20 protein-coding genes are annotated in these 21,825 nt (G+C 65.4%); 11 read left to right on the top strand and 9 right to left on the bottom strand.

Translation table 11 applies throughout. The annotated features are described in order from the left end of the window. Window positions 1–9: 9 nt before the first annotated feature. From flgC to V7778_RS22695, 11 genes are all read left to right on the top strand, one after another. Window positions 10–414, top strand: a complete 405-nt coding sequence (gene flgC, locus V7778_RS22745) for a flagellar basal body rod protein FlgC (RefSeq protein WP_335559518.1) — start codon at window positions 10–12, stop codon at window positions 412–414. 2 nt (window positions 415–416) lie between these two features. Continuing rightward, window positions 417–1,115 carry a flagellar hook capping FlgD N-terminal domain-containing protein gene (locus V7778_RS22740; protein ID WP_335559516.1) on the top strand — a complete coding sequence of 233 codons (699 nt, stop codon included), beginning with the start codon at window positions 417–419 and terminating at the stop codon, window positions 1,113–1,115. 11 nt (window positions 1,116–1,126) lie between these two features. After that, the gene (locus V7778_RS22735; RefSeq protein WP_335559513.1) at window positions 1,127–2,317 is read left to right on the top strand and encodes a flagellar hook protein FlgE; all 1,191 of its coding nucleotides are present in this window, start codon (window positions 1,127–1,129) and stop codon (window positions 2,315–2,317) included. A gap of 18 nt (window positions 2,318–2,335) precedes the next feature. After that, a complete protein-coding gene (locus V7778_RS22730) occupies window positions 2,336–3,061 on the top strand; it encodes a flagellar basal body rod protein FlgF (protein WP_335559512.1) in 726 nt (241 codons plus the stop codon). Between the two features lie 32 nt (window positions 3,062–3,093). Then, on the top strand, window positions 3,094–3,879 hold the full coding sequence (gene flgG / locus V7778_RS22725; protein ID WP_335559510.1) for a flagellar basal-body rod protein FlgG: 786 nt from the start codon (window positions 3,094–3,096) through the stop codon (window positions 3,877–3,879). Further along, entirely contained in the window at window positions 3,880–4,539 is a 660-nt protein-coding gene (flgH, locus tag V7778_RS22720; RefSeq protein WP_335559508.1) for a flagellar basal body L-ring protein FlgH, read from the top strand. It abuts the gene before it with no gap. A gap of 7 nt (window positions 4,540–4,546) precedes the next feature. Continuing rightward, window positions 4,547–5,665, top strand: a complete 1,119-nt coding sequence (locus tag V7778_RS22715) for a flagellar basal body P-ring protein FlgI (protein WP_335559506.1) — start codon at window positions 4,547–4,549, stop codon at window positions 5,663–5,665. Then, complete coding sequence (locus V7778_RS22710; protein ID WP_335559504.1) at window positions 5,665–6,006, top strand: rod-binding protein; 342 nt, start codon at window positions 5,665–5,667, stop codon at window positions 6,004–6,006. Before V7778_RS22715 ends, V7778_RS22710 begins: the two co-directional genes overlap by 1 nt. Before the next feature lie 70 nt (window positions 6,007–6,076). Further along, window positions 6,077–7,450: a flagellar hook-associated protein FlgK gene (gene flgK / locus V7778_RS22705; protein ID WP_335559502.1), complete on the top strand. Its 1,374-nt coding sequence runs from the start codon at window positions 6,077–6,079 to the stop codon at window positions 7,448–7,450. 11 nt (window positions 7,451–7,461) lie between these two features. Beyond that, window positions 7,462–8,373 carry a flagellar hook-associated protein FlgL gene (flgL, locus tag V7778_RS22700; RefSeq protein ID WP_335559500.1) on the top strand — a complete coding sequence of 304 codons (912 nt, stop codon included), beginning with the start codon at window positions 7,462–7,464 and terminating at the stop codon, window positions 8,371–8,373. 2 nt (window positions 8,374–8,375) lie between these two features. Then, complete coding sequence (locus V7778_RS22695; protein ID WP_335559498.1) at window positions 8,376–9,401, top strand: hypothetical protein; 1,026 nt, start codon at window positions 8,376–8,378, stop codon at window positions 9,399–9,401. A 68-nt stretch (window positions 9,402–9,469) separates the two neighbouring features. Here the strand turns inward: V7778_RS22695 and V7778_RS22690 are convergent, their stop codons facing one another. From V7778_RS22690 to rluB, 9 genes are all read right to left on the bottom strand, one after another. Beyond that, complete coding sequence (locus tag V7778_RS22690) at window positions 9,470–10,000, bottom strand: porin family protein (RefSeq protein ID WP_335559497.1); 531 nt, start codon at window positions 9,998–10,000, stop codon at window positions 9,470–9,472. A 259-nt stretch (window positions 10,001–10,259) separates the two neighbouring features. Beyond that, a complete protein-coding gene (locus V7778_RS22685; RefSeq protein WP_335559495.1) occupies window positions 10,260–11,153 on the bottom strand; it encodes a flagellin N-terminal helical domain-containing protein in 894 nt (297 codons plus the stop codon). Between the two features lie 141 nt (window positions 11,154–11,294). Continuing rightward, window positions 11,295–13,133 carry a translational GTPase TypA gene (gene typA / locus V7778_RS22680; RefSeq protein ID WP_335559493.1) on the bottom strand — a complete coding sequence of 613 codons (1,839 nt, stop codon included), beginning with the start codon at window positions 13,131–13,133 and terminating at the stop codon, window positions 11,295–11,297. A gap of 216 nt (window positions 13,134–13,349) precedes the next feature. Next, window positions 13,350–14,276, bottom strand: coding sequence for a tRNA pseudouridine(55) synthase TruB (gene truB, locus V7778_RS22675; RefSeq protein ID WP_335559491.1), 927 nt, complete (start codon window positions 14,274–14,276; stop codon window positions 13,350–13,352). Continuing rightward, window positions 14,273–14,674 (bottom strand): 30S ribosome-binding factor RbfA, encoded by a 402-nt coding sequence (rbfA, locus tag V7778_RS22670; RefSeq protein ID WP_211521905.1) that lies wholly within the window; start codon window positions 14,672–14,674, stop codon window positions 14,273–14,275. Before rbfA ends, truB begins: the two co-directional genes overlap by 4 nt. 301 nt (window positions 14,675–14,975) lie before the next feature. Next, window positions 14,976–17,819: a translation initiation factor IF-2 gene (gene infB / locus V7778_RS22665; RefSeq protein WP_335559489.1), complete on the bottom strand. Its 2,844-nt coding sequence runs from the start codon at window positions 17,817–17,819 to the stop codon at window positions 14,976–14,978. 46 nt (window positions 17,820–17,865) lie between these two features. After that, window positions 17,866–19,431, bottom strand: coding sequence for a transcription termination factor NusA (gene nusA, locus V7778_RS22660; protein WP_335559487.1), 1,566 nt, complete (start codon window positions 19,429–19,431; stop codon window positions 17,866–17,868). Continuing rightward, complete coding sequence (gene rimP, locus V7778_RS22655; protein ID WP_335559485.1) at window positions 19,428–19,916, bottom strand: ribosome maturation factor RimP; 489 nt, start codon at window positions 19,914–19,916, stop codon at window positions 19,428–19,430. Before rimP ends, nusA begins: the two co-directional genes overlap by 4 nt. 300 nt (window positions 19,917–20,216) lie before the next feature. Beyond that, the coding region (rluB, locus tag V7778_RS22650) for a 23S rRNA pseudouridine(2605) synthase RluB (RefSeq protein WP_335559483.1) at window positions 20,217–21,825 on the bottom strand (1,609 nt) is incomplete at its 5' end.

Below are 21,825 nucleotides of genomic sequence, written 5' to 3'. Positions count from 1 at the left end.
GGATAAATCATGGGTTTCAAGGACATCTCTCAAATCGCGGGTTCGGCCATGGCGGCCCAGACCGTACGCCTGAATACGATCGCCAGTAACCTGGCCAATGCCAACGCGGTCGCCGGTTCCGAGACCGACGGCTACCGCGCGCGCAAGCCGGTGTTCGCCGCCATGGTGGGCGAAGAAGGCGTGGCGCGCGTCCAGGTGCTGGACGTGGTGCAGTCGGCCGAGCCGCTGCGCAAGGCGCACGAGCCGGACAATCCCCTGGCCGACGCCGAGGGCAATGTGTTCTACGCGAACGTCAACGAAGTGGCCGAGATGGCGGACATGATGGCGGCCTCGCGCGCCTTCGAGACCAATGTCGAAGTGATGGGCCGCATCAAGTCGATGCAGCAATCGCTGCTCAAACTCGGCGAGGGCTGATCATGACGACCACCACCAATGCCACCAACGGCGCCAACGCCTTCGGCTTCAACAGCGCCACCCCGGCCAGCGACAAGATCGCCACCAGCGCCGAGGTCAGCGAGAACAAGGACATGTTCACCAAGCTGCTGGTCGCGCAGATCCGCAACCAGGACCCGCTGGCCCCGTCCGACCCGAGCCAGTTCGTGAACCAGCTGTCGCAGCTGTCCCAGACCGAGGCCCTGCAGAACCTGGCCCAGACCACCAGCGCCAGCGCCAGCATGCTGCAAAGCCTGCAGACCCTGGCCATGGGCGCCCAGGTCGGCTCCGAGGTGTCGGTCCAGGTCGGCCGCGTGCGCCTGGGCGAAGACACCATTTCCGGCGCCATCCAGCTCGGCGGCAGCAGCAGCCTGAGCCACGTCGTACTGACCGGCGTCGACGGCCGGCAGCACCGCATCGAACTGCCGGCCCACGGCAGCGGCGCGCAAAGCTTCACCATCGACCCCGTCGCCCTGGGCCTGGCCCCCGGCAACTACAGCATCGCGGCGGAAGCCTCGGACGGCACCAAGCCGGCCGTGGAGGTCGCCGGCCGCCTGGACAGCGTGCGCATGTCCAACGGCGGCATCCTGCTGCAGGTGGCCGGCATCGGCGACGTCGACCCCGCCATGATCACTGGTTTCAAAGGCAAGCCCACCCAGCTGGCTTCAACTTCGGATAACTAAAAGGATTCCCCATGAGCTTCAATATCGCCCTTTCCGGCATCCAGGCCATCAACGAGCAGCTGGAAGCCGTCTCCAACAACATCGCCAACGCCGGCACCTACGGCTTCAAGGCCAGCCGCGCCAACTTCTCGTCGGTGTACGCCGGCGAGCAGGCCAATGGCGTGGAAGTGTCCTCGCTGACCCAGAACATCGGCCAGAACGGCAGCCTGCAGACCACCGGCCGCGGCATGGACGCCGCCATCCAGGGCCGCGGTTTCTTCACCACCCGCGATGCGCAGGGCGTGATGAACTACACCCGCGTCGGCATCTTCTCGGCCGACAAGGCGGGCTTCCTGGTCGACGCCACCGGCAAGAAGGTCCAGGGCTATGGCCCGACCGTCGGCGGCGTGCTGGGCACCATGGGCGACATCCAGATCCCGACCGGCCAGATCGCGGCCAAGCCGAGCACCGAAGTGTCCTACGTCGGCAACCTGTCGGCCGACTGGACCGTCCCGACCGTGACGCCCTTCAATGCCAGCAACGCCAACAGCTACAACATGGTGAAGCAGTCGGTGGTCTACGATTCGCTCGGCACCCAGCACACCGTGTCGCAGTACTTCGTGAAGGCTGCCGCGCCGGCCAACACCGTCAACGTGCATTTCGCCTTCGACGGCGCGGCCCCGATCGCCACCACCAAGGCCCTTACCTTTACCAACGCCGGCCAGCTGCCGGCCGGCACCAGCCAGGCCCTGACCCTGACCCCGACCACGGGCGGCGCACCGATCGCCTTCACCATCGACTACGACGGCACCACCCAGTTCGCCGGCGAAGCCACCACCACCACCAACCGCAGCGACGGCTATGCCTCGGGCAGCTTCGTGGGCGTGGAACTGGCCGAAGACGGCTCGATCGTCGCCAAGTACAGCAACGAACAGCAGCAGATCGTCGGCACCCTGGCGATCGCCACCTTCCCGGACGAAGGCGCACTGGCGTCGGTGAGCGACACCGCCTGGGTCGCCAACAGCGCCTCCGGCACCCCGCTGTACAGCACCCCGGGCGTGGGCCTGGCCGGCAAGCTGTCCAAGGGCACCCTGGAAGGCTCGAACGTCGACATCACCTCGGAACTCGTGGGCCTGATGACCTCGCAGCGCAACTACCAGGCGAACTCGAAGGTCATCACCGCCGAGAACCAGATGATGCAGTCGCTGATGCAAGCCCTGTAATCGCGATAGCGAGCGCACATGGATAAACTGATCTTCACCGCCGTCAGCGGCGCCGAGCGCACCATGCGCGCACAGCAGGTGCGCGCCAACAACCTCGCCAACGCCGACACCCCGGGCTTCCGCGCCAACATCGAGCTGGCCTCGGTGCAGGGCCTGCAAGGCTACGGCTACGACGACGTGCACCTGTCCAAGATGGAAGCGGACGCCGTGTCGACCCGCGCCGGCGCGGTGCGCGAGACCGGCCGCTCGCTCGACGTCGCCATCAACGGCAACGGCTACCTGGCCGTGCAGTGGGGCGACGGCGAAGCCTACACCCGCGCCGGCGCGATCGACATCGACGCCAGCGGCGCGCTGTCGGTGCAGGGCCGTCCGCTGCTGGGCGAAGGCGGCCAGATCACCCTGCCTCCGCACACCGCGGTCGACATCGCCGTCGACGGCACGATCTCGGTGATGCCGGAAGGCTCCACCCTGATGCAGGTGGTGGACCGCCTGCGCCTGGTGGGCGCCGAAGGGGCCGAACTGACCAAGAACGAAGCGGGCCTGATCGTCGCGCGCAGCGGCGAGCCGCTGCCGGCCGACCCGAACATCAGCGTGCGCGGCCGCGCGCTGGAAGGCAGCAACGTGTCGGCGATCGAAGAAATGGTCGCCGTCATGAGCCTGAACCGGACCTTCGAGATGCAGATGAAGCTGTTCAAGGCCAGCGACAGCATGAACGAGTCGGGCAACCGCCTCATCGGCGGCTAAGGCCGTCCTTAACGATTATCTAGGGAGTAAGCATGAATCCAGCAATGTGGATCAGCAAGACCGGCGTGCAGGCGCAAGACGCCAAGCTGCAGGCGATCGCCAACAACCTGGCGAACGTCAACACCGTCGGCTTCAAGCGCGACCGCGTGGTCTTCGAAGACCTGTTCTACCAGGTCGACTCGCAGCCGGGCGCCCAGAACGCCGACAACACCGTCTCCAACGGCGTGCAGCTCGGTAACGGCACGCGCGTGGTCGGCACCCAGAAGGTGTTCACCAACGGCAGCCTGCAGACCACCAGCCAGCCGCTGGACGTCGCCATTTCCGGCGCCGGCTTCCTGCAAGTGCGCCGTCCGAACGGCGAGCCGGGCTATACCCGTGCCGGCCAGCTGCAGGTCGACCCGAACGGCACCCTGACCAATGCCCAGGGCCTGCCCCTGGTGCCGCAGATCACCGTGCCGGCCAACGCCACCGCCATCACCATCGGCGAAAACGGCATGGTCTCGGCCACCATCCCAGGCCAGGCCGCACCGACCGAACTCGGCCAGCTGACCCTGACCTCCTTCATCAACCCGGCCGGCCTGCTGGCCCTGGGCGACAACCTGTTCCAGGAAACCGGCGCCAGCGGCACCCCGAACGAAGGCCGTCCGGGCGACGCCGCCTTCGGCAAGCTCAAGCAGGGCGCGCTGGAAGGCTCGAACGTGCAGGTGGTCGAAGAGATGGTCGACATGATCGCCGCCCAGCGCACCTACGAGATGAACACCAAGGTGCTGTCGGCCGCCGACAACATGCTGCAATATCTCGCACAGGCTGCACGCTAAATGAAGCAAATGACCGCGGCGCTCTGCGCCCTCCTTCTGCTGGCCGGCTGCGCTTCGCGCGCACCGGTCGCATCGACGACGAACGACGACGACCTGGTGCCGATGCAGCGCACGGCGTCGCGTGGCGGCGTGTCCGGCGGCGTGTTCACGGGTGATGCCGTACCGCTGACCTCGGACAGCCGCGCCTACCGCGTGGGCGACGCGGTCACTGTGATCCTGCAGGAAACCACCCAGGCCAGCAAGCGCGCCGGCACCAGCATTTCGAAGAGTTCCTCGGCCGGCGTGAGCCCGATCGGCGCCCTCGGCAAGACCTTCGCCAAGACCGGCATCGACATCGCCGCCGACCGCGAGTTCGAAGGCGACGCCACCAGCACCCAGCAGAACGCCCTGTCCGGCGCCCTGACGGTGGTGGTGCAGGAAGTGCTGCCCAACGGCCTGCTGCGCGTGGCCGGCGAAAAGAACCTGACCCTGAACCAGGGCGAGGAATTCGTGCGCCTGAAGGGCTATGTGCGCGCCGCCGACATCGACGCCGACAACCAGGTGTCCTCGCTGCGCGTGGCGAATGCCCGCATCGCCTACTCGGCCAAGGGCGCGCTCGCCGACGCCAACAAGCCGGGCTGGCTGACGCGCTTCTTCAACAGCCCCCTGATGCCTTTCTAAGGACAGTATGATTCGCCTATTTAACGCAGGTCGCGTTCTTGGTGTCATCGCCGCCCTGGCCCTGGCCACCGCCCTCCCCGCACAAGCCGCGCAGGCGCTGCGCAACCTGGTCAGCGTCGAAGGCGTGCGCGAAAACCCGCTGGTCGGCTACGGCCTCGTGGTCGGCCTGAACGGCAGCGGCGACTCGACCCAGGTCAAGTACGCCAGCCAGTCCGTGGTCAACATGCTCAAGCAGTTCGGCGTCAAGCTGCCGGACGGCGAAGACGCCAAGAACAAGAACGTGGCCGCCGTCATGGTCTCGGCCGTGTTCCCGCCGGGCTACCGCCGCGGCCAGGCGATCGACATCACCGTGTCCTCGCTGGGCGACGCCAAGAGCCTGCGCGGCGGCACCCTGCTGCTGACGCAACTGCGCGCGGCGGACAACGAAATCTATGCGCTGGCCCAGGGCAACCTGGTGGTGGGCGGCCTGAACGCCACGGGAAAAAGCGGTTCCTCGGTCACCGTCAACACCCCGACCACCGGCCGCATCCCCAACGGCGCCATGATCGAGCGCGAGATCGCGACCGACTTCGCGACCCGCCCGCAGATCATGCTGCGTCTGCGCCAGCCGCACTTCGAGACCGCCACCAACGTGGTCGAGGCGATCAACAAGAAATACGGCCCGATCGCCACCACCGCCGACGGCACCAGCGTGGAAGTGATCGCGCCGGAGAATCCGACCGAGCGCGTGGCCTTCGTGGCCAAGCTGAACAACCTGGCGGTCGAAGCCGGCGTCCAGGTGCCGAAAGTCGTGTTCAATTCGCGCACCGGCACCGTGGTCATCGCCGACGGCCTGCGCGTGAAGGCCGCGGCCGTCACCCACGGCTCCCTCAAGGTGGTCATTTCGGAAAGCGCGCGCGTCAGCCAGCCAGGCCCGTTCTCGCGCGGCCAGACCGCCGTGACTCCGGAATCCAAGCTGTCGGTCGACCAGGGCTCGGGCCAGATGTTCCGCTGGCCGGCCGGCGCCAAGCTGCAGACCATCATCGACGTGGTCAACAGCCTGGGCGCCTCGCCCGACGACATCATGGCGATCCTGCAGGCCCTCGACCAGGCCGGTGCGATCGAAGGCGAACTGGTGGTGATCTGATGCGCATCGACGGCCAACAACCCATTCCCCTGAACGCGAAGGACGAGGCGCCGGTGGCGCCCGCCGCCGGCCAGCCCGCAACCGGCCATGATGCGGCCTACGTTGCCAAGGCAACCAAGGCCTCGGTCGAGTTCGAGCGCTTTTTTATTTCCAACATGCTCAAGCAAATGCGTTCCTCGACCCGCGAGATGGCGGGCGAGGACAGCATCTTCAAGGACCGGGTCAACCAGGACATGCAGGACATGGCCGACGACCTGCTGGCCGGCAACTTGGCAGGCCAGCGCGCCTTCGGCATCGCCGACGCCATCCTGCGCCAGCTGGTCCCCACCAAGAAAACCTAGGCTGAAAACTTAATGGGCGGCAAGAAACGGTCGCCTTGAACAGTTAACCGCCCCGAGGACGAATAGCACCATGACGATCATCAATAACGCACTTTCCGGCGCACTTGCCGCCCAGGTCGCGATTTCGGCCAGCAGCCAGAACATCGCCAACCTGCAGACCAAGGGCTATACGCGCCAGGCCGCGCTCCTGACCGCGATCGGTCCGGACGCCAGCAGCCGCTCGGCCGGCAACGGCGTGCAGGTGAGCTCACTGATCCGCTTCTCGGACAACTACAAGAGCCAGGCGATGTGGCGCGCGGCCTCGGACCAGGGCCAGTATTCGCAGAACCAGGCCTACCTGACCCAGCTCGAGAGCGTGATGGGCGACGAGTCCGCCAGTATCTCGGCCGGTATCGACAAGTTCTTCCAGGCCCTGAACGCGGTCGCCGGCGATCCGGGTTCGACCCCGCTGCGCCAGCAAGTGCTGACCTCGGCCAGCCTGATGGGCGAGCGCTTCAACGGCCTGAACAACGTCTTCAACGCCCAGCTGAACTCGGTGCGCCAGCAGCGCAGCGCGATCGTCGACTCGGCCAATGCCCAGATTTCCTCGATCGCCAGCCTCAACCAGCAGATCATCGAAGCCAAGGCCAGCGGCGTATCGGCCTCGGCCCTGATCGACACCCGCGACCAGGCGATCGACGAGCTGGCCGGCAAGATCGCCCTGGAAGTATCGGACAACCCGGACGGCAGCCGCGACGTGTCGCTCAAGACCGGCCAGGCGCTGGTGCTGGGCAGCATGCACGGCACCCTGAGCGCCGCCGCCACTGCAACCTCGCCCCAGGAATTCCGCCTCGATTTCGCCGGCACCCGCTATGTGCTGGACGCCAACAAGATGGGCGGCCAGCTGGGCGGCCTGACCCAGTACGAAACCAATACCCTGCTCAAACTGCAACAGGACACCGCCGAACTGGCACAGCAGATCGCGGTGCGCACGAATACCCAGCTGGCGGCCGGCTTCAAGCCGAACGGCACGGCCGGCACCCCGATGTTCGTCTACACTCCCGGCAACGGTTCGGACATGCTGAAAGTGGTCGCCGGATTCAAGGCCGAAGACCTGGCCTTTTCGGCCGATGGCCAGCCGGGCGATACTGGTAACCTGCAGTTGCTGGTGGGGATCAAGAACCAGTCGGTCACCCTGCCGAACCTCGGCACGGTGCTGCTGAGTGACGCCGACACCCAGCTGGTCGGCAAACTGGGCGTGGACAGCCAGCTCAACAAGGCGTCGCTGAAGACCACCGCCGCCGTGCGCACCCAGTCGGTGGACGACTGGCAGTCGACCAGCGGCGTGAACCAGGACGAGGAAGCGGTCAACCTCGTGGAATACCAGAACATGTATCAGGCGAACATGAAAGTGATTTCGGTCGCCAACTCGCTCTTCGACGCCACCCTGGCGATGATGGGCTAAAGGACACAACCATGCGTATCGCGACCTCCCAGTACCAATCGACGATGAACCAGTCGCTCCAGCTGAACCAGGAGCGGATCTCGGCGCTGACCCAGCAGATGGCGACGGGCAAGCGCATCCTGGCGCCCTCGGACGACCCGGTGGACAGCGTGCGCATGTCGCGCCTGACCCGCGAGGAGGCGACGGTCCAGCAATACCGCGACAACATCGCCTCGCTCAAGCTGCGCCTGACCAAGTCGGAAGGCTACCTGAGCAATATGGTGAACGAGATGATCAGCGGCCGCGACCTGCTGGTCTGGGCCTCGGACGGCGGCAACGCGCCCGACGACCTGAAGGCCATGATCTCGCCGCTGACCACCCTGCGCGACAGCCTGTTCTTCAGCGCGAACACGATCGACCAGGAAGGCAACTACCTGTTCTCGGGCACCGCGACCAAGACCGCACCGATGGCCTTCAACGGCGCCGCGGCGCCGGGTGCGCGCTACAGCTTCGCCGGCAATACCAATGCCCAGAACGTGGTGGTCGGCAACGGCATCACCCAGGCCTCGAATGAGAACCTGCAGGACCTGCAGAAGCTGCTGAACCGCCTCGACCTGACCATCAGCACCTTGTCGACCCCGGGCGCTTCGGCCAACGACCCGTCCGTGCGCGCAATCCTGGCGGACAACCTGGGCGGCTTCGACGAAGCCCTGAGCATGGTTTCGAGCAAGGTCGCGACCCTGGGCGGCGTGCAGAACATCATCACCACCCTGGACGCCAACCACGCCAACATCAGCCTGTCGAACAAGATGGCGATCACCGACATCGGCCAGCTCGACATGGGCGTCGCCGCGACCGAACTGAACGGTTACTCGACCGCCCTGCAAGCCACCTATAAAGCCTATAGCCGCATCGGCACCCTGTCCCTGTTCGCCGCACTCTGATCATGGAAGCCACCCTGCGCCCGGCCAACACCCTGGCCTCCTCCACCTCCGCGCCGACCGGCAGTACCGGCGCCCAGAGCACGGCCGCGACCGGCCGCGCCACCGCGGTCCGCCCGCTGGACGCGGACAGCCGCCTCGTTACCCGCACGCCGCCCAGCGCCGCGCCGCTCAAGCGCGGCATCGACTGGAACCAGAACCTGCAAAGCGAGGTGTCGCGCGCCCAGCAGGCGCTCGACTACCTGGAGCGCGTCGCCAGCCAGCTCGAAGCACTGAAGGCCGAGCTCTCGTCCAAGCTGTCCGGCCGCAGCAATCCGGCGCGCCAGATCGAGGCGCGCGCCCGCCAGCTGGACAGCAGCCTGAACGCCCGCCGCAAGCAGGGCGGCGACGGTATCGACGCCCAGCTCGACTTCAACGGCGGCCAGCCGGCCCAGCAGCGCTTCCGTATCCAGGGCCTGGACATCGCCTCGCTGCAGGCCAGCGCGCCCCAGACCCTGGGCTTCTCGGTCGGCAGTGCCGGCGGCCCGCAGCTGGCGGCCACCATCGAGCCGGGCATGACGCCGGAAGAGATCGCCCAGCGCCTGGACCGCGCCCTGGCGCCGGTCAAGGTGCGCGTCGGTCTCGACGACAAGCATCAGCTGGTATTCAGCACCGCCGAAGCGGACTGGGTCGGCGTCAAGGATGCCATCGCCGTAACCGGCCGCGGCCGTGTCGAAACCGTCGAGGAGGCGCCTTCGCTGGCGCCGCAAAACTGGGAATTGGGCAATCCGGACGCCCTGCGCCAGAGCCTGCGCGAAGTGGTGCAGGCGCTGGCGCGCGTGCGCCGCTCCCAGGATGCCGCCGCCGCCGCGCTGTCGGCCGCCATGACGCGGACCGCCCAGCCCGAGATCCCGGAAGCCGAACTGGCCATGGTGTCGAGCGACTTCGCGGCCAGCGCGGCCGGCCATGACTATGCCTCCCTGCTGGCCATCACCTCGGCCCTGGTCGGCGTCAACCGCGACCGTGTGCAAGCCCTGCTCGGCCTGCGCTGATCCGTTTTCCATGAAAAAAGCTCCCCCGCGCTGGCGCGCGGCGGGAGCTTTTTCTTTGGCGCAGGCTGTTAGAAGCCGTACTTGACGCCCGCGCTCCAGACGTCGGCCTTGGCGCCGACCGACTTGTCCTTGCCGTAGCGCTCGTATTCCGCGGTCAGGGCGACGTTCTGGTTGAGCTTGTATTCCAGGCCCAGGCCGCCGTAGGCGCCGGTATCGTCTTCCTTGTAGCGGCCGCCGGCATTGGTGCTCAGCTTGCGCTCGCTGTGCGACAGGCCCAGCTTGCCGTAGGCCGACAGCTTCTCGTTCACCGGCATGGTGTACTTGGCGGCGACATAGCTGCTGTTGCCTTCGGTGCTGCCGGCGATCGCGCCGCGGCGGAAGTCGGTGCTGTGGAAGTTGGTCACACCCGCCTCGACCGCCATTTTCTCGTCGAAGTTGTAACCCGCGTAGAGCTTGCCGTCGGCCTTGTGGTGGTCGAGGGTCTGGTTCTTGGCGGTCGCGGCAGCGGCGCCGACATAGGCTTTACCTGCCAGCGACTGGGCCTGGGCGGCACCCATGGCGGCGGTGGTGGCGACGAGAGCGATAATCAGCTTTTTCATGTTCATTTCCTTCCAAAATAAGGCAACTGGTGCGCAATTCACAATAAATCGCGTTATGGTCAAGATAACAGCGAGTTGCTTTTGAAACAGTCGCAATCTGGTAAGAACTGTAACAAGATGAAAGTAAGTGACTGATTAGTCAGATATGTACGCGAACTTACAGACAGATCGCCCATGGATGTGAGAAGTAGGTGGCGAACGTAAAAAAAGCTCCCCAGTGTTGCCACCTGGGGAGCCCTGTGCTCGCAGCGATGCGCGCCTATTGCAGTAGCGACATCACCATCGAGGACATGCTGTTCGACTGCTTGAGCATGGCGGTACCGGCCTGCATCAGCATCTGGTTCGCGGTCATGTTGGCGCTTTCGGTAGCGAAGTCCACATCCACGATCAGGCCGGCGGCGGCCCTGGTGTTGGTGCTGATGTTCGACAAGTTGTTGTGGACGTGCTCGAGCCGGTTGGCGGTGGCGCCCAGCTTGGAGCGGATGGTGCTGATGCTGGCGATCGCGGACTCGATGTCGCCGATGCGCGCGTTGGCTGAACCGGCCGCGGTCAGCTCGGTCCCGACGCCGGGCATGGGCGTGGCATTGCCGGTGTACAGCGCGCTGACGGGAATCAGGGCCGAATTCATTGCGCTAATGTCGGGAAACAGGTCCATGCTCATCGTTTCCGAGGCGCTGGCCCCGATCTGGAAGACGGCCGGGTCCATGAAGATGCCGCGAATCGGCCCGGGCACCGAGATATTGAACACATTCTTGCCGGCGAATTTCGTGTTGCCGACGATATTGTTCACCTCGCGGGTCAGGGCATCGTATTCCGATTGCATGGCGGTCTTGTCCGCCGCCGTGGACGAGGCGTCCGCCGCCTGGGTCGCGAGATCCTTCATCCGCACCAGGATGTCGTTCACTTCGTTCATCGCGCCTTCGCCGACCTGCAGCAAGGAGGTACTGGTCTGGGTGTTGCGCATCGCGACTGCCATGCCGCTGGCCTGGGACTTGAGGCGTGACGCGATCTGCAGTCCGGCCGCGTCGTCCATGGCCGAATTGACCCGGTAGCCGGTCGACAGGCGGGTCATCGAGGTCGATAGCGCGTCCTGGGTCCGCGTGAGCGAGCCTTGCGCGGACAGGGCAGCCCTGTTGGTATGTAAGCTGAGCATACGGTGGCTTTCAAAAAGGGCAGCGGAATGTCGCTGCCTTCAAAAGAAAAGACGACCGCCAGTCGATGTTTATTAACCAAAAACAACAATAAAAAAACCCGCTGCGAGGCAGCGGGTTTCTTGTGCGCTCCGGGAAGCGGCTTACGCGCCTTCGCGGCTCGCCTTCTTGCGCTCGTGCTCTTTCAGGAAGCGCTTGCGCAGGCGGATCGATTTCGGGGTGATCTCGACCAGTTCGTCGTCCTCGATGAATTCGACGGCGTATTCCAGCGACATCTGGATCGGCGGCACCAGGCGCACGGCTTCGTCGGTACCCGACGAACGCACGTTGGTCAGCTGCTTGCCCTTGATCGGGTTGACCACCAGGTCGTTGTCGCGCGAGTGGATGCCGATGATCATGCCTTCGTACACCGGGGTGTTGTGCTCGACGAACATGCGGCCGCGGTCCTGCAGCTTCCAGATCGCGTAGGCCACGGCGGCGCCGTCATCCTGCGAGATCAGCACGCCGTTGCGGCGGCCGGCGAGGTCGCCCTTGGTGTTGTCGACCGGTGCGTACTCGTGGAACACGTGGCTCATCAGGCCGGTGCCGCGGGTCAGGGTCATGAACTCGCCCTGGAAGCCGATCAGGCCACGCGCCGGGATCAGGTACTCGAGGCGCACGCGGCCCTTGCCGTCCGATTCCATGTTCTGCAGGTCGCCACGACGGCGGCCCAGTTCTTCCATCACGCCGCCCTGGTTCACTTCTTCCACGTCGACGGTCAGGTTCTCGAAGGGCTCGCACTTGACGCCGTCGATTTCCTTGAACACGACGCGCGGACGCGACACCGCGAGCTCGAAGCCTTCGCGGCGCATGTTTTCCAGCAGAATGGTCAGGTGCAGTTCGCCGCGGCCCGAGACTTCGAAGATGGTGTCGTCGTCGGTCGGCAGCACGCGCAGTGCGACGTTGGCCTTCAGTTCGCGCTCGAGACGCTCGCGCAGCTGGCGGCTCGTGACGAACTTGCCTTCGCGGCCGGCCAGCGGCGAGGTGTTGACCATGAAGTTCATGGTCAGGGTCGGCTCGTCGACGGTCAGCATCGGCAGCGCTTCCGGCACGTCCGGGGCGGTGACGGTCACGCCGATACCGATGTCCTCGATACCGTTGATCAGGACGATGTCGCCGGCGACGGCTTCTTCCACCTGCACGCGCTCCAGGCCCTTGAAGTTCAGCACCTGGTTGATGCGGCCCTTGATCGGGTTCTTGTCGTCCTGGCCGTTCACCACCAGCACGTCCATGCCGGGCTTGACGCGGCCGCGGTTGATGCGGCCGATACCGATCTTGCCCACGTAGGACGAGTAGTCCAGCGAGGTGATCTGCATCTGCAGCGGGCCGTCCGGGTTGTCGTCACGCACCGGCACGTATTGCAGGATCGCGTCGAACAGGGGCTTCATGTCGCCGCCGCGCACGCTCTCGTCCATGCCGGCGTAGCCGTTCAGGCCCGAGGCGTAGACGATCGGGAAGTCGAGCTGCTCATCGGTGGCGCCCAGCTTGTCGAACAGTTCGAAGGTCTGGTTGATGGCCCAGTCGGCGCGCGCGCCCGGACGGTCGATCTTGTTGACCACGACGATCGGCTTCAGGCCCAGGGCCAGCGCCTTGCGGGTCACGAAGCGGGTCTGCGGCATCGGGCCTTCCTGGGCGTCGACCAGCAGCAGCACCGAGTCCACCATCGACAGCACGCGCTCGACCTCGCCGCCGAAGTCGGCGTGGCCAGGGGTATCGACGATATTGATGTGGGTGCCTTCGTACTCGACCGCGCAATTCTTCGACAGAATGGTAATGCCGCGTTCCTTCTCGAGGTCGTTCGAGTCCATCACGCGGGTGTCCACGGCCTGGTTTTCACGGAAGGTACCCGACTGACGCAGCAGCTGGTCCACGAGGGTGGTCTTGCCGTGGTCAACGTGGGCGATGATTGCGATATTACGAATCGCGCGTTTGGTGTTTGACATGTGTTCTCGAAAGTTGCGTGTTGTACGAAAGTGTACGAGTGCTGCCGATTACTGAAACCGACTAGTATAGCACGTATACCGGCCCCCTAAAACCGGGGACCGGAAAAACCGAGGAATTTCAACAGCTTGCCGGGCTGTCTATGCGTTTCGGCAGATCCTGCCCGGCGAGCATGGCGGCCGATTGTGTCGTCTTGATGACGCCGCGCGGCCTTTCCTTTATGCAGGCTGTACCGTGGAAACCAGGCGCTCCGGCGCCAGGATAGCGTAGTCGCCCAGCTGGCCGGTGCCCAGCAGGCGGCCATCGTGGTAGACCCGCACCCTGCCCTGTTCCGCCGGCACGCTCACGCTTTCCTTGCCCAAGGCCAAACGCTGGCCTTGCAGGAAGCGCCTCGCCAGGTCTGGCGTGAGCTCGATCGCCGGGAAGGTGGACAGCAGCGCATCGACCGGCTTCAGGAGCGACAGCGGGTCCGGGTGGGCCAGCAGGTCGTCCAGGCTGATCATGTCCTGTCCGGCCAGGTTGCCGACCTCGACCCGGCGCAGCGCGTTCAGGTGGGCGCCGCAGCCGAGCGCGGCGCCGATGTCCTCGCCCAGCACGCGCACATAGGTGCCCTTGCTGCACGTCACCAAAATCTTCAGGTAGGGCGCCTCGTAGCCGGCCAGGGCCAGGCCGTGGATGGTCACCGGGCGCGCCTCGCGCTCCAGGGTGATGCCTTCGCGCGCGTATTCGTACAAGGCCTTGCCGTCGCGCTTGAGCGCGGAATACATGGGCGGAACCTGAAGGATGGGGCCGCGGAAGCGCGCCAGCGCGGCCTCGATCTGCTCCAGGGTGACGTCCACCGGCAAGCGCTCGACGACCTCGCCCTCGGTGTCGCCGGTGGTGGTCATGATGCCCAGGTGCACGGTCGCTTCATAGGTCTTGTCGGCTTCCAGCAGGTCCTGCGAGAACTTGGTGGCTTCGCCGAAGCACAGCGGCAGCAGGCCGGTCGCGAAAGGGTCGAGCGTGCCCGTGTGGCCAGCCTTCTTCGCGTTGAGGACGCGCTTTGCCTTGACCAGGGCGTCGTTGGACGACAGGCCGACCGGCTTGTCGAGCAGGAGGACGCCGTCGACCAGGTCGCGCGGCTTCTTGTTGGGGCGGGAGTTCACTCGGCGTCCGAATCTTCGTCGTAATCCGCGGCGCGGGTGGCGTTCGCCTCGTCGATCAGGGCGGACATCTTGAGGCCCCGCGAGGTCGAGGTGTCGTGCACGAAGTGCAGCTGCGGCAAGGTGTGGATGTGCAGGCGCTTGCCGAGCTGGTTGCGCAGGTAGCCGGCGGCCTTGCTCAGGCCCTCCAGGGTCTGCTTGACCTCTTCCGGGCTGTCCTTGAGCAGGGTGAAGTAGACCTTGGCGTGGGCGTAGTCCGGGGTCAGCTGGACTTCGCTCAGGGTGACCATGCCGACGCGCGGGTCCTTCAGTTCGAAGGCGATCAGTTCCGACAGGTCCTTCTGGATCTGGTCGGCGACGCGCAGGCCGCGCGAGGGGATGCTTTTGCTGTGTTTTGCCATGATGTTGCTTGTGTATGTTGTTCTGGTGGAGCTGTGGCACGGTTCCCGGCGTCCGCACCTTCAATACGTCATCCCCGCGAAGGCGGGGACCCAAGTTCGCATGCGTAATAACTACGCTTCATGTCGGCGAAGCACGTCGAACTTGGGTTCCCGCCTTCGCGGGAATGACGTTAAAACAGGTCTGCGGTCATCGCGGCGGCGCGACTTCGGTTACTTGTCGAGCCACCCAAAAACAAGGGCCAGGCCCCCGCGGCATTCGCCGCGAAGCGTCCTGGCCCCCATGGTACGCCAAGTGCGTGAATTACAGCGTACGCGCCACTTCCTGGACTTCGAAGACTTCCAGGACGTCGCCGACCTGGATCTCGTTGTAGTTCTTCAGCGACAGGCCGCACTCGAGGCCGGCGCGGACTTCTTTCGCGTCGTCCTTGAAGCGCTTGAGCGAGTCGATCTCGCCGGTCCACACCACGATGTTGTTGCGCAGCAGGCGGACCGAGGAGGTACGCTTGACCACGCCATCGGTGACCAGGCAGCCCGCGATCGCGCCGACCTTCGAAACCAGGATGACCTGGCGAATCTCGACCTGGCCGGTGATGGTCTCGCGCTTCTCCGGCGCCAGCATGCCCGACAGTGCGGTCTTGATCTCGTCGATCGCATCGTAAATGATGCTGTAGTAACGGATGTCGACACCGTTGGCCTCGGCCAGCTTGCGCGCTTGCGCATCGGCACGGGCGTTGAAGCCGATGATGACCGCTTTCGAGGCCACCGCCAGGTTGACGTCCGACTCGCTGATGCCGCCGACCGCCGCGTGGACGATCTGGACGCGCACTTCCGAGGTCGACAGCTTCTGCAGCGAACCGACCAGCGCTTCCTGCGAACCCTGCACGTCGGTCTTGACGATGAGCGGCAGGTTCTTGACTTCGCCTTCGGCCATCTGGTCGAACATGTTCTCCAGCTTGGCGGCCTGCTGCTTGGCCAGCTTCACGTCGCGGAACTTGCCTTGACGGAACAGGGCGATCTCGCGCGCCTTGCGCTCGTCCGCCATCACCATGACTTCTTCGCCGGCGCTCGGTACTTCGGTCAGGCCCTGGATCTCGACCGGGATCGACGGACCCGCTTCCGAGATCGCCTTGCCGTTCTCGTCCAGCATCGCACGGACACGGCCGAAGGACGAACCCGCCAGCACGACGTCGCCGCGCTTCAGGGTACCCGACTGCACCAGGATGGTGGCGACCGGGCCGCGGCCCTTGTCGAGGCGCGCCTCGACCACCAGGCCGCGCGCCGGCGCTTCGCTCGGCGCGGTCAGTTCCAGCACCTCGGCCTGCAGCAGCACCTGCTCGAGCAGGTCGTCGATGCCCGTGCCGACCTTGGCCGACACCGGGACGAACGGCGAATCGCCGCCGTATTCTTCCGGCACCACGCCTTCGGCGACCAGTTCCTGGGTCACGCGGTCGGTGTTGGCGCCCGGCTTGTCGATCTTGTTGATCGCCACGACCAGGGGCACGCCGGCCGCTTTCGCGTGGGCGATTGCTTCCTTGGTCTGCGGCATCACGCCGTCGTCCGCCGCCACCACCAGGATGACGATGTCGGTCGCCTTGGCGCCGCGGGCACGCATGGCGGTGAACGCCTCGTGGCCCGGGGTATCCAGGAAGGTGACCATGCCGCGCGGGGTGTCCACGTGGTAGGCGCCGATGTGCTGGGTAATGCCGCCGGCTTCGCCCGCGGCCACTTTGGCGCGGCGGATGTAGTCCAGCAGCGAGGTCTTGCCGTGGTCGACGTGGCCCATGACGGTCACGACCGGCGCACGCGGCTTGGACTCGAACTCGGTGTGCTCGCCCTGGTCGGCCAGGATCGCTTCCGGATCGTCCTCGGCCGCGGCGAAGGCCTTGTGGCCCATTTCCTCGACCACGATCATCGCGGTTTCCTGGTCCAGCACCTGGTTGATGGTGCACATCTGGCCCAGCTTCATCAGCTGCTTGATGACTTCCGACGCCTTCACCGACATCTTGTGCGCCAGTTCGGCCACGGTGATGGTTTCAGGAACGTGCACGTCCTTCACGATCGCCTCGGTCGGCGCCTGGAAGTTCGACTCGCGGTCGTCGCCATGGCCACGGCGTCCGCCGCGGCCGCCACTGCGCCAGCCGTCGCGTCCACCCGAGCCCGCGCCGGCGCCGCCGCGCGTCTTCACGCTCGGGCCGCCGCGCTTCTTGGCATCGTCGGACCAGGTCGACGAGACATTCGCCGACTTGATCGATTTCTTGTCGCCCGGCTTCTTGTCGCCCGGCTTGGCATCGGCCGGCTTCTTGTCCGCGGGCTTGTGCAGGGTGCCGGTGGCGGCCGGCGCGGCCGGCGCGGCCGGCTTGGCCACAGGTTCCGGCGCCTTGATCACGCGGCGCGGCTGGCTCATCATGAGCTTGATCTGGGCCACTTCGTCGGCCACGGCCTTGCGTGCGCGCTCGGTGGCGGCAGCACGTTCGGCGGCTTCCTTGGCGGCTTCCTCGGCGCGCTTCTTGGCTTCCTCGGCGTCGCGCTTGGCTTTTTCGTCGGCGGCGCCGGCATCGGCCTTGGCTGCGCCGGCGCTGGCCTGGGCCGCGGCGGCAGCAGCCTGGGCGGCGGCGTCGCGCTTGGCCTGCTCGGCCGCTTCGCGCTTGGCCTGCTCCTCGGCGGCCTTGGCCTGGGCGGCCTCTTCGGCTTCCAGCTTGGCCAGGCGTTCCTGCTTCTCGCGCAGGTCGGCTTCCTGGCGCGCGATCAGCTCATGCTGGCGGCGCGCTTCTTCCTCGCGGCGCGCCTGCTCGGCGGCATCGATCACGGGCGCGGTCTCGGCCGGCTTGGTGGTGACCAGGTCGTCGCGCTGCACGAAGGTACGCTTCTTGCGCACTTCGACCTGGATGGTGCGCGATTTGCCCGACGCGTCAGCCTGCTTGATCTCGGTGGTTTCCTTGCGGGTGACCGTGATCTTCTTCTTTTCACCGGTTTCGCCTGCGCCGTGGGTGCGGCGCAGGTGGTTCAGCAGCTTGTCCTTATCATCTTTCGACAATGGATCTGACGTCGAACTTTTTTCGACGCCGGCCGAGCGCAGCTGCGTCAGCAGCAGGTCTGCAGGCATCTTCAGTTCGGTGGCAAATTGGGCTACGTTGTTACTCGCCATTCAGTCCTCTTTTCTTTGTGTCGCTGAGATGATAAAGATTTGCAAATTATGCCTTGGCCGTTTCTGCCAGGCTCCAGGCCTTCGCCTGCAGCGCCTTGGCGCGGTCATCATATTTGCTGTCGACCAGCTTCATCTCGTCGTCGGTCACATCATTGAATTCATTGTTGATCAGGTCACGGGCACGGTCCGACGCCAGCGCCAGGATGGCGCCGAATTCATCGTAGGCGAGTGCCGCGAAGGCTTCGACCGTCTTGATGCCAGCCAGGCCGAGCTTGCCGGCGGTGGTACGGTCCATGCCTTCCAGGTTGACCAGGGCTTCTTCCATGCCCTCGAGGCCTTCTTCGGAAGCGATCGCCTCGGTCACCAGCGCATCACGGGCGCGGGTGCGCAGTTCGTTGACGGTGTCTTCGTCGAACGACTCGATTTCCAGCATTTCGGAAATTGGTACATACGCGATTTCTTCAAGGCTCGAGAAGCCCTCTTCCACCAGGATGTCGGCCACTTCCTGGTCGACGTCCAGCTTTTCCATGAACAGCACGCGGATCGCGGCGGTTTCCTGGGCCACCTTGTTGGCCGATTCCTCGGCCGTCATGATGTTGATCTTCCAGCCGGTCAGCTCGGACGCCAGGCGCACGTTCTGGCCCGAACGGCCGATCGCGATCGCCAGGTTCTCTTCGTCGACCACGACGTCCATGGCGTGCTTTTCCTCGTCGACCATGATCGACGAGACATTCGCCGGGGCCAGGGCGCCGATGACGAACTGGGCCGGATCGTCCGACCACAGCACGATGTCCACGCGCTCGCCGCCCAGTTCGCCGGTCACGGCCTGCACGCGCGAACCGCGCATGCCGACGCAGGTGCCGATCGGGTCGATGCGCTTGTCGGCAGTGTAGACCGCGATCTTGGCGCGGACACCCGCGTCACGGGCCGCCGATTTGATCTGCAGCAGACCTTGTTCGATTTCTGGAACTTCCAGTTCGAACAGCTTCATGATGAATTCCGGCGCGGTGCGCGACAGGATCACCTGCGGGCCGCGCATGTTGCGGTCCACGCGCAGGATGTAGGCGCGGACGCGGTCGCCGATGCGCAGGTTTTCCTTCGGGATCATCTGGTCGCGCGGCAGGCGCGCTTCGATCTTGCCCGACTCGACGATGGCATCACCGCGCTCCATGCGCTTGATGGTGCCGGTCACGAGCGAGTCGCCGCGCTCCAGGAAGTCTTGCAGGATCTGTTCGCGCTCGGCGTCGCGCACGCGCTGCAGGACGACCTGCTTGGTGTCCTGGGCGAAACGGCGACCGAACTCGACCGACTCGATCGGTTCTTCGATGTATTCGTCGACTTCGATGTCCGGAATCTGTTCCTTGGCTTCGAAGTGCAGGATTTCCTGGTCGGGCAGCTGCAGGCCGGCCTCGTCGGGAACGACGTGCCAGCGGCGGAAAGTCTCGAATTCGCCGGTGTCGCGGTCGATCGACACGCGAATATCGACATCGCCTTCGTAGCGTTTCTTCGTGGCTTGCGCCAGCGCGAACTCAAGCGCTCCGAAAACGACTTCCTTGTCGACGTTCTTTTCGCGCGCGAGCGCATCCACCAGTAACAAAATTTCGCGACTCATGCTTTGCGACTCCTAAAATCCACCTGCGGCACCAAACGTGCCTTATCCAATTCGGCCAGCGTAAATTCCAACAACGCCGAACCATCTTTATTTTCAATTTCCAAACCGACCTTGTCGCCCTCGACGCCGCGCAGGATGCCCGTGAAGGTCTTGCGGTTGGCGGTGCCGGGCATCGGGACGCGCAGCTTGACCGTGCATTCATGTCCGGCGAAGCGCGCAAAGTCGGCCAGGGTACGCACCGGGCGATCGAGGCCCGGCGACGACACTTCCAAACGTTCGTAATCGACGTTCTCGACGGTAAACACGTGCGACAACTGATGGCTGACCGTGGCGCAGTCCTCGACCGTGATCGGGCCCTTCTCTTCCACGGCGTCAGCCGGAAAATCGATATACACGCGCAGGATCCCGCGCTCGCCCCGTTCCACGTCAACGAGTTCGTAGCCGAGGCCACTCACTGTTTTGGCGATTAAGTCAAACTGTTGCACGGCACGTCTCCAGGGCGTTAAAACGATTTACCAAAAAAAAAATGGGCATCTGCCCATCTTTTTGTATTCACAACCCAACCAGATGTAAGCACTTGCACCAAGAACATAAATGGGAAGAACTTTGATTAGGGAGCAAATTATAACGCTTTCCAGCTTCTCTCGCAATCGCCATGCCAATGCTGGACAATTAAACAACAGTTGGCAGGGTGACCACAGTGGGCAAAGCGCATTCTACGGCGTTTACCCGCAAAACGCTCGGCGCGCACCGATGATTTATGCGCGCCAAGCCTTGGAAAAGCGTCAGCCGCGGCGGCCGCGGCGCGGCAAGCCATGCTCGGAACCGCGCGGCCCCTGGCCGCCGCGGCGGCCACCACCGCCGGCGAAGCCGAAAGTGGTCTGCAGCGGATCCGGCTGGCGCGGACCCTTGCCGGCGCCGCGCTGGCCCTGGCCTTGACCCTGGCCGAAGGCGTTGCCGCCACGGCCCTTGCCGCCCGCGCCGCCCGGACGGCCGCCTGCCGGCTTGCCGCCGACCGGTCCGCCGAGCATGCCTTGCCCGCGCTGCGCGCCGACGCGCGCCACCGGCGGGCCGAAGGGATCGACGTTGCGGTTGGCGTCGGCACGGTCGATGCGGTTGCCGTCGGAGCGGCGCGCATCGTCGCGCTGGTCGCGATTGTCGCGATTCCCGCCCTTGCCCTTGCCCTTGGCATCGGCGGCGCCGGCCTTCTTCTCGATGCCGAAGGCGGCCATCAGGGCGCGCACGTCGTTTTCTTCCAGCTCCTCCCAGCGGCCACGCTTGAGGCCGGTCGGCAGTGTCATGGCGCCGTAGCGGGTACGGATCAGGCGCGAGACGGTCAGGCCGACCGCTTCGAACATGCGGCGCACCTCGCGGTTGCGGCCTTCGCCGATCACCACGCGGTACCAGTGGTTGACGCCCTCGCCGCCGCCGTCCTGGATCTTGGAGAAGTTGGCCTTGCCGTCATCGAGCTCGACGCCCGAGAGCAGCTTCTGGCGCATGCCTTCTTCCAGGATGCCCAAGGTGCGCACCGCGTATTCGCGGTCGATGTTGTAGCGCGGGTGCATCAAGCGGTTGGCCAGGTCGCCCGAGGTCGTGAACAGCAGCAGGCCCTCGGTATTGAAGTCGAGGCGGCCCACCGCCAGCCATTTTCCGCTCTTCATGGTCGGCAGGCGGTCGAACACCGACGGACGGCCTTCCGGATCGTCGTGGCTGACGATTTCGCCGGCCGGCTTGTGGTACACCAGCACGCGCGGCGGCTTGGTGTTGTTCACACGGCGCTGCAGCAGCTTGCCGTTGATGCGCACGGCATCGGTCGGCAGGATGCGCTGGCCGATGTGGGCCGGCTCGCCGTTCACCGACACGCGGCCGGCGACGATCAGTTCTTCCATGTCGCGGCGCGAACCCAGGCCGGCTTCGGCCAGCACCTTGTGCAGCTTGGGCGCGTCGTCGTCGGCGGTCAGGTCGCGGCGCGCCTTGGACGGCTGCGCGTTGCCGCGCCCGCCTTCGTTGGCGTCGAAATCGTCCGACGTCACGAAGGAGAACACGGCGTCGGCGTCGTTCGCCTCACCCTGCCTTCCTTGCTGCTTGCCTTGCGGCTTACCCTGCTGCTTGCCCTGCTGCTGCCTGCCCTGCTGCTTGCCTTGCTGCTGCTTGCCCTGGGCCGGCTTGCCCAGCTGCGGGCGGTTGCTTTGCTGCTGGCCGAACTTGCCCTGCTTTTGCTGGCCCTTGCTGCGTCCTTCGCGGCGGCCGTCGGCCTGCTGCGGCGCGGCGGCATCCTGCTCCACGGGCGCCTGCTCGGCGGCTGCCGGCGCGGCTTCAGCCGCCGGAGCCGGAGCACGCTCCTGCTGGAGGGCTTCGCGTTCCATGCGTTTCTCGCGCATCTGGCGCGGGCCG

The sequence above is a fragment of the Massilia sp. DD77 genome, assembly GCF_036961685.1.
Classification (GTDB): Bacteria; Pseudomonadota; Gammaproteobacteria; order Burkholderiales; family Burkholderiaceae_D; genus Telluria.
Note: the sequence above shows the minus strand (reverse complement) of the source record. Positions and strands in the feature narration are given on the sequence as shown.

Coding starts and splice junctions, on each gene's coding strand:
- flgC (WP_335559518.1), top strand. CDS start 10: ATGGGTTTCAAGGACATCTCTCAAATCGCGGGTTCGGCCATGGCGGCC.
- V7778_RS22740 (WP_335559516.1), top strand. CDS start 417: ATGACGACCACCACCAATGCCACCAACGGCGCCAACGCCTTCGGCTTC.
- V7778_RS22735 (WP_335559513.1), top strand. CDS start 1,127: ATGAGCTTCAATATCGCCCTTTCCGGCATCCAGGCCATCAACGAGCAG.
- V7778_RS22730 (WP_335559512.1), top strand. CDS start 2,336: ATGGATAAACTGATCTTCACCGCCGTCAGCGGCGCCGAGCGCACCATG.
- flgG (WP_335559510.1), top strand. CDS start 3,094: ATGAATCCAGCAATGTGGATCAGCAAGACCGGCGTGCAGGCGCAAGAC.
- flgH (WP_335559508.1), top strand. CDS start 3,880: ATGAAGCAAATGACCGCGGCGCTCTGCGCCCTCCTTCTGCTGGCCGGC.
- V7778_RS22715 (WP_335559506.1), top strand. CDS start 4,547: ATGATTCGCCTATTTAACGCAGGTCGCGTTCTTGGTGTCATCGCCGCC.
- V7778_RS22710 (WP_335559504.1), top strand. CDS start 5,665: ATGCGCATCGACGGCCAACAACCCATTCCCCTGAACGCGAAGGACGAG.
- flgK (WP_335559502.1), top strand. CDS start 6,077: ATGACGATCATCAATAACGCACTTTCCGGCGCACTTGCCGCCCAGGTC.
- flgL (WP_335559500.1), top strand. CDS start 7,462: ATGCGTATCGCGACCTCCCAGTACCAATCGACGATGAACCAGTCGCTC.
- V7778_RS22695 (WP_335559498.1), top strand. CDS start 8,376: ATGGAAGCCACCCTGCGCCCGGCCAACACCCTGGCCTCCTCCACCTCC.
- V7778_RS22690 (WP_335559497.1), bottom strand. CDS start 10,000: ATGAAAAAGCTGATTATCGCTCTCGTCGCCACCACCGCCGCCATGGGT.
- V7778_RS22685 (WP_335559495.1), bottom strand. CDS start 11,153: ATGCTCAGCTTACATACCAACAGGGCTGCCCTGTCCGCGCAAGGCTCG.
- typA (WP_335559493.1), bottom strand. CDS start 13,133: ATGTCAAACACCAAACGCGCGATTCGTAATATCGCAATCATCGCCCAC.
- rbfA (WP_211521905.1), bottom strand. CDS start 14,674: ATGGCAAAACACAGCAAAAGCATCCCCTCGCGCGGCCTGCGCGTCGCC.
- infB (WP_335559489.1), bottom strand. CDS start 17,819: ATGGCGAGTAACAACGTAGCCCAATTTGCCACCGAACTGAAGATGCCT.
- nusA (WP_335559487.1), bottom strand. CDS start 19,431: ATGAGTCGCGAAATTTTGTTACTGGTGGATGCGCTCGCGCGCGAAAAG.